5 protein-coding genes are annotated in these 16,555 nt (G+C 31.6%); 3 read left to right on the top strand and 2 right to left on the bottom strand.

Annotation, left to right across the window (positions count from 1 at the left end):
• Nucleotides 1-58: 58 nt before the first annotated feature.
• Nucleotides 59-196, top strand: coding sequence for a hypothetical protein (locus MDIS_RS04265; protein WP_169742477.1), 138 nt, complete (start codon nt 59-61; stop codon nt 194-196).
• 549 nt (nt 197-745) lie between these two features.
• A complete protein-coding gene (locus MDIS_RS01950) occupies nt 746-12,319 on the top strand; it encodes a DUF1410 domain-containing protein (RefSeq protein WP_044635413.1) in 11,574 nt (3,857 codons plus the stop codon).
• Between the two features lie 421 nt (nt 12,320-12,740).
• Here the strand turns inward: MDIS_RS01950 and MDIS_RS01945 are convergent, their stop codons facing one another.
• Nucleotides 12,741-14,336 (bottom strand): APC family permease, encoded by a 1,596-nt coding sequence (locus MDIS_RS01945; protein ID WP_044635412.1) that lies wholly within the window; start codon nt 14,334-14,336, stop codon nt 12,741-12,743.
• Between the two features lie 118 nt (nt 14,337-14,454).
• On the opposite strand from MDIS_RS01945, the gene MDIS_RS01940 reads away from it, so the two are divergent.
• Nucleotides 14,455-16,122, top strand: coding sequence for an Mhp366/Mhp367 family surface (lipo)protein (locus MDIS_RS01940; protein WP_044635411.1), 1,668 nt, complete (start codon nt 14,455-14,457; stop codon nt 16,120-16,122).
• 71 nt (nt 16,123-16,193) lie between these two features.
• Here MDIS_RS01940 and hinT read toward each other — a convergent pair whose 3' ends face one another.
• Entirely contained in the window at nt 16,194-16,526 is a 333-nt protein-coding gene (gene hinT, locus MDIS_RS01935; RefSeq protein WP_044635410.1) for a histidine triad protein HinT, read from the bottom strand.
• Nucleotides 16,527-16,555: the final 29 nt, after the last annotated feature.

Raw genomic sequence — 16,555 nt, 5'->3', positions numbered from 1 at the left:
AAACTAAGGCCGGTATAATTTGAATTTATTTTTCAAGAACGCGAAAATTCATCGTAGTTTGCAACGTGCGAAACAACAACGTTTTTTCCTTCCTGGTCGTTTGTCAGATCGACATTTAGATCTTGGTAATTTAACTTATAGGCATCAAGATCGCTTAGTGCAAATTCAATTTCGTAGTCAGAATTATCACGATTAATGTGTTTGAAATCGACGATATTATATTGAATTGTATTTCAGGACTTTATCAGAAAAGGTAGAAGACCGAATGAACCAATTGAAAGTCCACCGAATGCTAAAAGCGATAATGTTAATGCACGTTTTTTAGAATTTTCCCACTTTTTGCTTCTTTTTTTTTTTTTTTGGTATTATTTGTCATTTTTTCTCCATTTTAGTTTAAAATAATTATCGTTAATTTTAGAAAATTTGGAGTGTAAATGTTAACAAACAAACTAGATTTTGCACTCAAAACCTAATTTATTCACAATTGATAACTTAAATTATACTAAAATTAACGCGATATTTATGAGTAAAATTCAGCAAAATTTCATAATAATCATAAGAAAATTTATATAAAAAACTAACAAAAATAAGTCAATATTTTTAGCCATTAATATTTTGATTTTTCAAAAAAGATATAAAATTAACGGTATAATTTAGAAAAACTCTTAAAAATTTTTAATATAAGAAAATTAAAGAAATAAAAATTGAAACCCGTAAATGTATCAATAATTGAGGGAGTTTAATTATGCAAAACGGAAGCAAAACTGATAAAAATAATAAAACTCTTAATAACCATTTAACAAAGAAATTATTAGCAGCAGGTGGTTTTATCACCGGTGCCGTTGTTTCTTTATCGCCTTATTTAGCAAAAATAATTTCTCCTAAAACGATTTATGTCACCGATTTTGTCGCTAATAACATTACGGCAAACTCGGGAGAATTTAGTTTCAAACTCCAAGGAAAAAATCAAGCCGATACTGCCTGGACCAAAAAAGCTGACCTCGAACTTGTCTATATTAGCAAAAATTCGCGTTATCAAGTTAAAACTAAAGTCGAATATGATGAAAAAACCAACAGTTTTTCCACTTTTGCTGATAATTTAGTCGGCGGTTCGATTTATGAAGTTCAGTTAGTTGCTGCTAATAATCCAAGATATTATTTCAGTTTTACAAACAGTTCACAATTTTTTTCGACAAAAAACCAGGTCGAAAAATTTAGTCATTATGATATCGAAAATGATACAATTTTGAATCTTAACTTATTTGATTCACAGAATTTATTACAATCTGCGAATTTAATTCTCTATTATAAAGAAGTTGGTACTGATAAAATTCTGACTGCAAAGGGGCAATTTAGCAGCCAAACTGAAGAAAAACAGGCAAGTTTTGTGCTGCGAAGTCTTAAAAAGACAGTAAAATACGAAGTTGTTGCAATCAAGTATCATTTTGACGATCCAGACCAAACTTTTGATCTCGAAATTTCCCCACTTGCTAGCCGTTTTTTTGCCGCTAGTCCGCTTGGGGGAAAAATTGTTAATTTAAATCAAAAATCTTACGGTCTCAATTCGGCATTAGTCGAAATTTCGCTTGCACTTAATAATCAAAAAGTAAAACTGGAAAAAAACGAGAAAATTAACCTTGAATATTACTGAAAAGACGAATCTGGCGCTCACCAATTCGGGGTTGCCAACGATGTCAGTCTCATTTTTGATGCTAATAACAAAATTTATGCCAATCTTGATTTAAAGCAAATTCCTGGAGGGGCGAAGTTTTGAATTTCGCGAATCTGGAATAATTCAGGAACACTGGCAATTAAAGTCGAAAATAAACTTTCGTTTATTTCAGCGCCCGAAATTGCCCGAATTAAAACTTTCGTTGATGGCAATAACACTTCCAGTTTTGATGTTAAATTCAACGATCAGTCGTTACTTTTAAACGGAAAAGACGTTAAAATCAACTTTTTTGCCGATGACAGACCAACAAAAATGCTCTCAGCAATCGGCCAAGTTGTCGGAAATAAACTGTTTTCGTTTGCGAAAAACTTAGAAAAAGAGAAACATTTTACAATTTCTTCGCTCGAAATTGTTAACAAGGCAACTAATTTTGACGAAAGTGGCCAACAGCAAACTAGCACAATTTTCTTTTCACAAAATTTTGACCAAAAAGAGAAAAAATTCTTTACCCACGCAACGAGCGCGCAAGTTGAATCGATTACAACTGATAAAATTAGCGAAGATTCTACGCGAATTAGCGTGGTTTTAGACTCAGTTGATGATTTTATCAAAGATAAAATTGCCACTTTGTACTTTAGAGTTGCTGGATCGAATAGTTTAATCAAATCCGAGGCTCAAGCTTTTAAAATTAACGGTGATAAATTAGTACTCACCTGAGATCTCATCAATTTAGAACCAGGGACAAATTATTTAATTGACTCAATCGGGATCGCCGATGCAAATCAGCAATTTGTTAATAAATTATACCTAAATTTTGGCGCTAATATCGGTGCTGAAAAGCTAAACTGGACGACAAAACCAGCGGTTTCTTCGATTAGTTATATCCCTCGAAGTGAAAACTCAGTTGCACTAAATATTGCAATTAAAAATATTCTTGAGCCATTAAAATCAGCGAAAATTAAGTATACTGAGTTAAAACCAGGCGGAAAACAGAAAGAGATTCCAGCTCAAATTGAGAATAATTCCATTATTTCCAATTTGTTAGTTGAAAATCTGGAAAAAGGTCTAGATTATCGTATTGATTCAATCGAAATTGAAGGTTATAAATCATCAAAAGGCGATGCTGATATTCTCAAAGTTTCAAAAACAATTACACCTACACAGCGAATTTTTGGAGTTCATGCGCCTTTGGTGGTAACTAAAATTCAAAATGAAAAAGAAGAACAAACCTCTGCAAAATTAAAAGTCGAATTTACCCCTGAAACCATCAAAGCGATCGGAAATAATAAGGTAAAAGTTTATTATTCACTTGCGGGGTCTTCAAAACTTTTAAGTGCTGAGGCGAGTTTAGGAACGCAACAACCACAAAACAACCAAAGTCTCACTTTTGACCTAAACGGTCTCGAAATTGGTTCAAAATATAACATTAATTCCGTTGTTTTAGTTCGTGAAATTCAACCTTTATTGCCAAATCAGCAAACAATTACCACTGAAAGAAATATTTTATTTGGGGATGCAAGCCATCAATTTCAACCAAGTCAGTCATCATTTTTCACAAAAAGCGCCGTAATTGAAGTCGGTTATGATAATTCTTACGAGCAAAGAGTAATTGCAACTTTTACACTCGCGGATGCCAAAGGTGAATTTTTAGGTAAAACTGCGAAATTAAAATATACACTTAAAAAGAAAAATGGGGATGAAGGTCAAGTAAAAACTGCTCAGAAACAATCAGGTGAAATCACCGCTCCCGTTGTTGGCGCGAGAATTCGTTTCGATATTACCGACCTTTATAAACAAGGTTTATACGAAATTGATAAAAATTCACTTGAAATTGTGGATGGAAATGCGGCTGCCCCTGCAGGTGCTGCAGTTCAGACTTCAAGTCGCGTTCGGCGTGAAGTTAGTCAGTTTCAAGCCCAACAGAATCAAGCAGAAATTATTCCTTTCAAAGAAAACTTGCTTGATTCTACTGAAAAATCACAGTTTCAAACCGTTCCAAAAACAGCAAATGTTACAAGTTTGACTTTAAAAAATAGAACTAAAAATACAGCAAATTTTGAAATTGAATTCGGAAAAGAGTTTCCAAAAACTACCGAAGTTGTACAAAGTGCGGAAAAACTTGACGATTTTCTTAACAGTCAAAAATTAAAAGTTCGCTTTAAAAAATACGGTGGTGAAGAACAAGTCCAAGAAGTTCAAGCCACAAAAAATGTCGAAACCCAAAAAACAAGTTTCAACCTTACAGGTCTCGAAAACGGTCAGCAATACGTAATTCTTGGTTTTGAACAGGTTAAAGAAGAAAATTCAGAAAAACCTGAAGTAAAAATCAATCTTGATGATCTTGATTTTTACAAAGATCAAGTAATCGCAACTTCTGCAGTTATTAAAAAATTAGAAGTTGATACTTCTGTCGAAACCCAAGCAAAAGTTCATCTTGAGCTAAAAGATGGCGGAAGATATACTGCTGGGAAAAAAGTGACTGTTGAACTTGAGAAAGTTGATGGAACTGGCGGGGGAGCACAACAAGTTGGACAAAGTTCAACTTTTAAACAAGAAGCAACTTCGCTTAACGGAATTTATGATTTTACTTTCTTAAATTTAGAAAAAGTTGCAAAATATAAAATAAAATCAGTAAAATTTGAAAAAGATCCCGAAATTCAACCTCAAATCCCACAAGCACAAGCGCAAACTCAGGCAGCAAATCTTGTACTTTCACGAAGAAAACGTTCTTTAGTTGATCCAAATATTCAGCAATTTAAAGCGGTTTTTGTTAATGTTCAAACTGCTTTAACAAATGAAGAAGAAATTGATCTTCTTGAAACTCAAGAATCAGAATTAGAACCTAAAAAAACCTTTGTAACTAGTGCTCAAAGTGCAAAAGTTATTAAAATTGATCACGAAAGCAAAAACACTACAGGCCTTACAATCAAATTAACTTTAGATAAAATTGATGACTATTTGGGAAGTAAGCAAATCACCTTAACTTACAAAAATTTAAGTCAAAATAAAACCCAATCAACTAAAGATGCAACTGTAAATGAAAGAGACAAAACAATTTCTTTCGCTCTAACCGGACTCAACCCGGGTGATCGTTATGAAATTGAATCACTCCAGTTAAAAGATGAAACTACTGGCGTTAGAAACGAAAAACAACTTAAAAAATCAGAATTTAAGTTCGAATTTGACAAATCACCTACCACACAAGCTGGATTTGAGAAGCAATTTTTCTCACCAACCCCAAATCTTGCTGAAATTAAACCTGAGTCTACTTCTGAAACTTCGGCTAGAATTACTGTTAGATTAAACGATAAAGCCGCAAACTGAAACGGAAAATTTTTGCAGATTAAGTTGGAGTCAAAAAATGGAGTTCCACCACAATCTCAAAATTCAATTTATACTGCCCAAATCGCTAACGGACTTGCGGTTTTTGAAATTAGCGGACTACAAAAAGCAGGAAATTACGAGATTAAGGAGATGAAATATTCTGATAATCCAGCCGAAAATTCTGCAAGTTCAACTCAAGGTCAAGATGTAGAAGGATTTTCAAAAACTCATGATTCCCAGTCATCTCAAGAAAAAATCAAAAAAGAATTCGAACTCGATGCCGAATCAGCAACGATTACCGATATTTCTTATAAATCCGATAATTATTCCGCCGATGTTACTGTAAAATTTGATTCAACAGAAACTTTTTTAACAAAAGAATCTAATGGTAAAAGAAGAAAATTAAAATTCTACTTTAAAAATAGTCAAACTGGTGAAGAAGTTACAACTGAAAAAGAATTTGAAAATCAACAATCTCAATTACCCCAAGTTAAACAACCAGAATTAACTCTTAATTTAGGTGGTCAAGCGGCTGCAACTGGAATCGGCGCTGGTCAAAACAGTCCTTTAAAAGCAGGAAGTCTTTATTTATTAACTAAAGTTGAGGATGTGACTGAAGAAGGCGGACCTAAAAAACTTAAAACCTTTAAATTTGATAAAGATCTTGCTAGTTTAACTCCGGCACCGCAACCTCAAGTACAACAAACCCAAACTCCTGAAGTGCTTTCGAAACTTTATTTTGCAACCAAACCAGAAATTATTGCCTATTCAATTGAGAAAAAAGATGAAACAACTTACGTTGCTAATTTCGATATTGCTGATCCTTTAGCGGGAAGAGATATCGAAAAAGGTGGATTTGAAGGTAGGGGTGTAAAAGTTAAACTTGAAAGAGTTTTTGATCCTGATGGTAAACAAGCAAAAAACGATTTTAAACCTTTAGAAATAGAAGTTCAAGCAAAAGTTGAAAAATCAAAAATAAGTGTCGAAATTAAAAGTGATCTTGAAAAAAATGCTACTTATAAATTAAAAAGTGTTGAATGGGCTGATAAAAACGCCATAGGTGGTAACAAATCAGATCCAACAATAAAAAATCAAAATACTTTAGGAAATTCAGCACAAAATTTTTCTGACTTCGCCGTTAAAAAACTTGATGGCCAAACCGATTCCAACATCGAAGGAAATGTTGCTGGAAATGGGCGCAAAAAATTTGGTGAAAATTTTATCATCCAACCTGAATCTGCGAAGGTTATCAAAATTGAAAAACAAGACAAACAAAACGACAATGCAACAATTACGCTAACTTTCGATGAAAAAGATAAATATTTAGAGCATCCTGATTATAAAGATAAGTTAAAACTTGTTTATTATCAAGTTGGTAATCCTGAAGAGAAAAAGGCTGAATTAAAATTTGAAAGTGCTCAAAATGATGTTGTCAAATTCAAAGCTGATTTAACTGATCTTAGTGGTGGAAACGGTTATCGAATTGTGCGAATCGAGAGCGATGCAGCACAGGCACGTTCCCGTCGCCGCCGTTCAACAGATGTAATAACTAATGCGCAAAACCGAATTAATTTTTACTTTGATGAAACCCAAGTTCAAGAGGATACTAAAAAATTCGCAACCTTACCAATAATTAATTCAATTTTGCAGTTTAGAAATGATTCTTCTCCTAATAGTTATGATTTTCTTTTAACTCTAAAAGACACTGGTGAAGTATTTAAAAATAAGACAACTTTGAAAGCAAAAATTGAGTACAAAAAGGTTGTTGATGGAAAAGATGCCAAAGAAACTATACAAGAAGTAGAAGCAGAATTACAAAAACTTGGCAGCAATCCTGAAAATCAAGAAAAACAGTCGTCCCATGAAGATCTTGAAAACAAATCAACATTTAAACTTACAATTACAGGACTCGATCCATTTGCTCAGTATTTTATCACTAGAATAGCATACGACCCAAGCGACCCAGCCAATCAATTAAGATCTAATACAAACATTCAAAACACTGAGGATTCCGGTATTTTTAAATTTTCTAATGAAGCGGAAAAAAAACGCGTATTTGTGACAACGCCAGCACAAGTTGAGGTTAAAAATGTTGAGATTATCCCTGATTTTGAACAAAATAGCGCAAAGATTAAATTAACCTTTAATCAAATGTATAAAAGTTTTTTGGAAGTTTATAGTGATTTTAAAATTAGTTACACATCGCCAAGCGGAATCGGGAATGTAGTTCAAATAAATAAGGAAAATTTTATATCAAGTTCTAATTTAAGTGGATCAGATCCTACAGTTGAAGTAACGATTAAGAACATTAACGAACCAGGTAAATATGTTATTAACAATATTGAATTTTCCGGAGATAAAAAAAAGAATATAAAAGCAATTGGAGATATAATTTTACCTCCCGTTGAAATTGATGAATCGATTACAATTGCTAAACGTAGTTTTTATACTAATACCAAAATTATAAAGATTAACAAACAAAAAATTGATGAAAAAACAGCAACAATTGAATTTATTTTAGATGATACAAGCGCTTCATTCATAGGAAAAGAAGTTGAATTAACGTTTAATATTGTTGATCCTGCCCAGAATGGCGGAACTACTACTACTACTAAAATTATTGCTGATGAAATTGGAAAAACCTCAAAAGCAGTGTTTAATTTAACTAATTTAAACAAAAATAGCGAATATACAATCCAGGATTTAAGATTTAAAGAAAATAGAAGTGCTGGCGCACAATTTAATAAAAAGCAAAATCTTGAATTTGATGATGAAAAAATTATTCAATCTGAAAAAAATAGCAATCAAAAAATTTCTGATATCAAAAAATTTAGAACCACTTTTAAAACAGCAACGGCACTTGGGATTACTTATAAATTAGACAGCGAAAATGTAGAATCGGCAAAACCTTGGTCAAAAGCAAAAGTTAGGGTATTTTTCGCAAGCGAAGATAAACCACTTCAAGAAAATGGCATTAAATTAAAACTAAAATATAAATCATCAAAACTAGGAATTACTAAAGAAGGTAGCGCTTTCGTTTTAGGAAAATTATTGACTACAATGAATTCGCAAACCCCTTCCGAATGAAATAACGAACAACCTAAAAATGCTAACTATTTTTATGAGTTTGATTTGGAAAATTTAGACCCCGGGGCAACACACACTGTAATTGGTCTTGAAGATGAGTTGCGAAAAGTGAAGATTATAGTTCCTGATCCAAACGCTCCAGTAGTTGTCAATGTTAATGCGCTAGCAACCACTCAACCTTCCTTTAATTTTAATACTGCACCTTTAATTACAAAACTTGCTTATGTACCTGACGAAAAATCAATTAAACTAATTTTTGATGTTGAAAATTCACAAAAATTAGACTTTACTGGTTCGAAAATGACAATTAAGTATAAAAAGTTGGATAATAAAACTGATAGTTATGGATGACAGAATCCGACAAATAAGATGAATCAACCTGGACAGGATAGCTCCCAACTCCAAGTCACAGTCAAAAATGTTGCAAACCAACAGGTTCTTGGTCCAACTTCTCCTGATACTGATTCTTCAATAACTCGACTCGAAGTTGATCTAACCGGGCTAGAAAAAGGCCAATGATATTTAATTGATGAAGTAATTGTAACTAGTCTAAACGGGCGAAACACGCCTTTAAGTCTTTATTTTGATAAATCAAATTTCCAACCTGTTGGTAAAGAAACTTCGACTGATGCAAATGAGAAATGGCAAACAATCGTAAATACTTCAATTAAAAGCGCTACCATTTCTGAAGTTAAAACCTCAACAACCGATTCAGTAGAAATCGAAATTAAAGGAAGAAAGGAAACAAAAAGAGATCCTGAACTCCATAAAGGTTATTTCGAAGTCAAATTTAACCAAGAAGATATTGGATTTTTAAGTGATAAGTATAATATTCAATTAGAACTAGAATCAGTTGAACAAAAGTTATTTTATACAAAAACTGTTCCAATAACAAATGTAACACAATCTAATAGTTCTTCTGAAGTAAAAGTTGTAATCGAAGCTGATGGATTAATTCCTGGTGATAAATATAAGATTAGAAACTACATATTCACATTAAATGAAACAAAAAAAGATCAATACCCTGTTAAACTACCCCCAAAATTAATTGCTTCCCCACCCGCAAACCCTGATGGTATTTATATAATTACAAAAAACGCAATTAGGGCAATTAAATGACAAGAAGGTGATGACAAAACTAAACCAAGTGCAAAAGTCATAGTTGAACTCTACAATAATAATGGTATTTTGAATGATCAAAATTTAACTTTAAACGCAGAATTAGATGAAAAATTTGGTAATAAGCATATTCCTGCTTCTTGAAGTAGTGTAAAAAAAACAAATAAAATGCAAATTCTGACAAAAAGCGGAAATACAAACCCATCAACAATTACTTTTAATGTTGATAATAATCTAAAAAAAGGGAAGCAGTACATTATAAAAACGATAGAGGATAGCAAGAGTGCAAAACTAGACTTTGACACTTCTATCAAGGATGAAACAGCATTACAAAGAAAATTTTTTGTTGTTGCAAAAACCGCAACTCTTGATGGGATTAATATTTCAGATATTGATGTGGATTCGGCAACTGTTAAATTAACTTTTCAAGAAGATGATGCTTTTTTAAAAGATAAGGAAGTTACTTTATATTTATCAGAAATCTCAAGACCGGATGCTCAAAAAGTAGGCGCTACTGCTAAAATTTCATTAGATAGTTCGCAAAAAAACCTTGAAGCTACATTCAATTTTAGAAACGTTTTAAAACCGGGAATTAAATATAAAATTAACTTACTTTCATCAAGTACATTAAATTTAGAAGTTAATAAAACTGGCGGAAGTAATACAAGTTTAACATCGGGATGAAAAAAAATACCCCCTCACAGTTCTAGCGGGTCGGCGTTACAAACGCAGCAAGGTCTTGAATTTCTAACAAAACCACAAATTAAAAACATTGTTTATGAAAAAATTGATGAATCAGATAATAATGTCAAAATTAAACTCGAGGGATGAACAAAAGACTTATCCGATGAAGGGATAATTCCGAAATTAGAAATAACAAAGGATGATTCTTCTAAAAACCAAACTATACAACCAATTGAAATCGATAAAATGTCTCAAGTTCAAGATGAAGAATCAATTACTTTTACTCAATCTATACCTTCGCTTGAAAAATACACTAATTATAAAGATTTAAAACTGACTTTTAAGTCAGGAGTAAAAAATTTTGATGGCCAACCAATTGAATTTGCGCCTGAAATTCAAAACGGTGGCAAGAAACAGTTGCTCAAATTCCGAACAACAGCGAAAAATCTTGAATTAGAACAACCTTCTTCTTCTTCTTCTTCTATTCTTGTTACACCTTTAACAACCGATGCGGTAAAAATAGAATTTACTTTCAAACAAAACGATGCAAAATCCATTGCTGAAATCCCGTTTGTATTAAAATATAAGAAGGTGTGAGCTGTAAATTTTGATAATTCAAGTGAATCTGAACAACTTTCTCAAGCTGCGCTTATCAATGTTACTACACAAAAAATTAGTTTTTTAGTTACTAAATTAGAAACTGGTTCGGTTTATGAAGTAATTGGTCTTGAACCACAGGAATCAAGTATCAAGGATGATCATAAAGTAACTAATCTAGTAGCTAATACAAATTTACTTATGTTATTGAAAGATATTCAAATTTTTAAAGATATTTATAATAGTAAAAAAATTTTATTCGCTCCTAAAAATATACCAATAAAATTAATTAGAGGTTGAACAATCCCGATTAGGTATGACTATTACGAAGGCGAGGAAGTCTATATTAAATTTAATCCCGAGGCAGCGACTGCGATTACAAAAGAATGACTAAAAAATAATTTGTCTATTAAATTGAATGAATTTGGTGCAACTAGTTCAAAAAATCCTGATCCAAACCTAAAAGATTTAAATAACACCTCAACAATTTCAAATGGCAAAGTCCTTCCAGGACAACTAGAAATTACTGAAGTCGAATGAGATGCTAAAAATGTTACTGCAAAATTAAAACTTCGACCAAAATCACTAAAATCAATTGTTGGTTCAACTCTAACAGTTACAATCAAAGATACAACTAAAATTGATGAAAATCCAATGAGTAATTCGGTTTCGATTACTGGTAATATTCAAAAAAGTGGAAATTACCAAGATCTTACTTTTAATACGACCACTCAATTAGCAGTTGTCACCCCGATGCATGTTGATTATATGAATCCCGGACTAATGGGATTCACCTATGCCATCTATGATCCACTTGGGCTAATTCAAGAAAGTGGTTCTAAATACAATCCTTATGGCGAATTTGCAAAATTAACACCTTATTCAGAACAAGATTGACTAGAAGTAGTTTTGAAAGAAAAGGAAAATAAAAGTAAATCTAGTAGAAGTCCCGGCAGCCCTAGTGATACGATTTGACAATCAATGAGAATCGATGTTAACAATAAGGAAAAACTAGAAATACCTGGTCCTCCTGTAGCAATTCAAACTAAAACCGCCAGCAAAAGTAGTGCCAATATTGCATATCTTACCTTGTATTGGAAAATTAACACAAATTTAGGCGCGTTTAAAATGCCAGAAGTTTTCGCTAGTGCACCGAATTTATGATATCCAGCAGGAAAATTGGTTGAATTACCAATTAGACTTAAAGTAAAAGGGAATAAAGCAGATTCTATTAATGATCAATTTAATTATGTTGCTGAAAACAAGATACAACAGCTTCCGGGTTTTGTTATGCCGTACTCACGCACTGAAACGCCACACGATGCAGGAACGATCGTAAGTGAAGGATCAAATTTTCAGAGATTTTGGGTTAGAAACGAAGATCCAAGCGTTCTACAAGAGTTAATTCCACAAAATACGTTGCGTGGAGTCTCAAATTTAAATCAAATATTTTGAGCTGCACCGGGCGTGGAATGAGGTACGCCTGATAGAATTGCAAATAAATTATACTTTTTAAACCGTGCTATTCCAAGAGTTGCCAATAATCAAATGGTTATTCAGTGAGGAAATACCTCTTCAAGACACAATGGCAAGAATGTCTCAATTCTTTATGTCTCTAATACAAGTCCGGGTAGTATGAAATTACAACTTGACCGATCAACTCTTCGCCATGATTGGTGAAATCAAAATACAAAAGGTAATTATTTAAACTCTGATAAATCAACTTGGCCACTAAACTTTTTAATTGAAGCACAGTGACCCTTGATGTATGACCCAAAAAATTACTATTCATACTTTAATCCAAAAATTCCACCACAATTACCAGAAACTGGCTAGTTAACATTTTATCATTAACTAAAAATAGTTGGCCTTTTTTCTAACCAGTTTTCTCCGAAATTTGAGCAATAATTTATCACATTGTTGTTCTTGTTGTTGCCCTATTTTCCTTGAGTGTCCCAATTGAAAATAATCTGAAATTTTATCTTGGATTTTTTATTCAGAGTAAAAATTGGCGCAATTTGGAGAGGATCGCCGGTAGTTATTACTTTTTTAGCACTAAAAATTTTTGACTGTTGAAAAATAAGGAAAAATCAAAACTAGTTTTTAAAAAGCAAAACGGATATAGGAATTAATACTTTCGTATTAGTTTTCTACATCCATTTTATTTTATTTTTATTAAATTTAAAAGTTGAAAAACTCTATTTTGCTAATTTTTACTATGTTTTAAATCTTTTTTGCGAAACTATTTTTAAGAATTTTAGACATTTTGCCAAAAAGTTTCTTTTGGATTTTCGGATGAATCCAGGTCAGTTTCGTTTTGGGGAATTTCAATTTCTTTTTCATCAAAATTTTTAAGTACATCAATTTTATCAACGGCTTTTATTAAAAAATGATTTATAAAAGGAAAAGTTGTAAAAATAAATAAATTGAAAAGAAAAATGAAAAAATTTCCAAAATTAGTGAGAATTAAACCATTAGTTTGAAAAGTACCAGCACCTGAATTTTGGTTTATTTTCGTAGCAACTGCATAAATTTGTGAATAAATAAAGGCAACAATTGCAATTAGGGTTAATAAAGAAGAAATAACTGCCGAAATTCAGAATAAATATTTATTAATTTGTTTTGATGGATCGACAAGTTGATGTTTTTTCCGCGAATAGGCAACAATAATCGTCGTATAAACGCCAAAAAAGATTAGCGAAGGAAAATTAGACATTGCATCGGCGATAACATCTGAACCAAAACCACTTCCATCTCCTTTTTCTTTTGGGAGCGGAATAGCAACTGATGGAATGTAAATAATTAGCGCCCAAAAAAGTAGAGTTATAAAAAGATACAAAATAGTTACTTTTTCAGCACTAAATTTTTTCCGCAAACTAAAAGCGCCAACAATTGCATTTAATTTAACTAAATCAGTAATTTGGTTAACAAAAGATGCATTAATTGAATTTGTTACCCCGTAAGTCGAAATTAACAAGAAAAAAGCAACAAAAATACTAATCGAATTTGCCGCACTTTTTGGAAAAACATCTTGAATTAGACTGGTAATTGTACCTTTATTATGCAAAGCTGATGACAAACCAATCAAAGTATAGACAATCACAATTATTATCATCCCCACTGTAATAATCAGCGGCACTCTTTTATTTGCTTTTTCGACTTTGTTATGAATTGAACCAACAGATAAAAACGAATCATAGGCGAACAAAACTGCCGGAAGTGCAAGAACTAATTTTGAGAAATCAAAAGCATTTTCTGAAGTTTGGATAAAAGCATTAGAACCGCCAGCATTATAAGTTTTCGGGAATAAAATTCCAGTAAAAACTGCAAAAATTAGTGGAATAAATTTTAAAATTGTTGTAACAAGGGCGATATACCCTGATACTTTTACCGATAAATAATTAAGGGCGGTAAAAAAAGCAACAAAAACAGTGCCAATTATTAAATGTACATAAAAAGGCAAAGAAATTGCTGAACCTGATACAGTTTCAATGAACCAAATTGTAATTTCAGAGACATAAATCCCTAAAATCAAAGTTAACATTCCTAAATAATAGAAGCCATAATTAAACAAAACGCCATAACCAGCTTTTTTTCCAGCAGTCTGGTATGCTCAATTTGCTAGTCCATTTAGTTTTGTTTGTTTTAAAAAGCTAATTTCGGAAAAACTAATTGCTGAAAAAAGTGAAATTATTCCGCCGATAATTCAAGCAAAAAGTCAAGCATAACCATTATGCCCAGTCGCATTTGCAACGCTATTATTTTTAAAGAAAATCCCAATTCCAACAACCGAACCAACTAACATTGATAAGGCAGCAAAGAAGCCGAGTTTTCGGGAACTTTTAAGCGACATATCTACTCCATTCCTGCTATGATTCTTTAATATTTCACAAATAAAAAATTATAATATATAATTTAAAAAAGTGAATAAATTTTAAGAAGTTTATTTAAAAGCTAAAAAAGGGTGCGATATGAAAAAATCAGCAAAACATCTTTTTATTTTAGGTTGTCTAGCGCCTTTTTTTGTTTCAAGTTGCCTTACGCAAAAAGAATACCAGAATCCGGTAAAGGTTAAAATAGAGAAAAATCAGCAAAAAACTAATATAAATCAGCAAAAAACTGATGAAAATAAGAAAAATTTAGACGAACGGAACCAAGAAACTGAATTAAACAAAAAACAAAAAACTGATCAAAATAGCAAAACTGATGAAAATAGTCAGGATAAAAAAGATGCAAAAACAAAGCAAAATAATGAGCTTTTTCCCAAATTAGTGAATAAACCACTTGAAGAAGACTTAAGTTTTGATTTTTTCAAAGTAAATCAAAATTCTATAAGAAATTTCAATATTAACTCATTATCTGATATTAACCGAAGTGATTTTAAAGTTGGACGGCTTATAAGTTCAAATTTTCAGCAATACTACCTTAAAAATTGGGAAAAAGTTGTTAAAAAAGAGAATGAAAGTACTTTTTTAGGGCAAAAGAATGATGATTTAAATATTTATTTATTAAGTAAGATGAATCCTAATTTAGTTGATAACATTAGTGCAAAAGCAAATTATTATTCCTATTTTAATCCCAATGCAATCGGAAATTACTATAATTTACGTTGGTTTGGATTTAAATCTGACTCGCTTCAAGAGAAAAGGTTTGCTGATATTTTTACAAGAAATCTCCGCTTTGCATCGGGTTCAGCTGTTTTTTTAAACGCTAATTCGGAAAAAGCCGCTTTTTTAACTAATAAACACGTAATTTATCCACAAAATGCAAGAATTGCATTTTGAAAATTAATGAACAAAAAAGTCGGCGATGATTTGCTAAACGCAAAACTTATTAAATTTTTGCAATATTATGACGACTTTAAGATTAAAGAGCTTGATAATCGCGTTTTGTTTAGGATGTGAGAGACCAAATGATTGCAAGATAAAGGTTATCCAGTTTTACCGCATAAGTATAAAAATTGAAAAGTTGCTGAATTGGATAGTTTTATGGAAAATTTATATGCTGATCAGTATTTTGAATTGGCTGATTTTGAAAATTATGGTTTTGATGTTGCGGTTTTCTATTTTAACTATGCTAAATTTATTGCGGATGTCGAAAATTTGGTCAAATATTTCAAAGATAAAGGTCAAAATTTTATAAATTCAATTTATTCGCTAGCTAATGGAAAATTTGATAATTTTATAGTAAGTTTTAATGAATTTAAAAAATATTGGCAAAAAATTTCAAAATTTAAACCACTTAAAATTTCTGAACGAAATTGAGAAGATGGCGATTTTGATTATACAACGAAAATCGGAATGTTTTGGGCTAACAATTTAACCTCAAAAAACGTTTTCAAAGGGGTCAATTTCCGTCGTGACTCTGAAAATTCACGTTTAATTTCGGCAAATTTTTTTGCCGCAAATGGTCCAGGAGCATCAGGAAGTGGAATTTTTAACGCCGATGGTTCGCTCGCCTTCCTAAATCGCTCAATTTTAACTGTCAATGGTAATGTTCAATCACTTTTTTATGACCAATTCGGACTAACTTCGCATTTAACATCCGGAATTGCCCTTAAATCAAAAAATTATAATTTAGTTAGCCAAATTTATAAAACTTATTTAAAAGACGAAGATGAAGAAGAAAAAACCCAATAAAATAAAAAATTTATTGGGTTTGTAATTATAGCAAATTTTTGAAAAAATTTTTAACTTTTTTGATCCATTTTTTAATCTTTCTTATAAAACGGAATAATGTGGACGTGAGTGTGAAAAATTGTCTGTTGCGCATCTTTTTCGTTATTTATTAATAACTTAAAACTTGAAGCGTTTAATTTTTTAACTTGTTCAATTGCAAGTTCACGTGCTTTTTTTACTAAATAAAGAAAGTCTTGCTCGCTAATTGAGAATAAATTTCGTGAATAATTTTTTGGTACGACTAAAAAATGTCCAGGGGAAACTGGGAATTTATCAAGAAAAGCAATTACTTTTTCATCTTCGTAAATAGTTGTCGAAGGTAACTTTTTTGAAATTATATCTAAAAATAAAGTTGTATTTTCCATAATAATTCCTTTTAATTTCAGTTAATTTA

The sequence above is a fragment of the Mesomycoplasma dispar genome (assembly GCF_000941075.1).
Taxonomy (GTDB): Bacteria; Bacillota_I; Bacilli_A; order Mycoplasmatales; family Metamycoplasmataceae; genus Mesomycoplasma; species Mesomycoplasma dispar.
This window is presented reverse-complemented; position numbering and strand designations above follow the sequence as displayed.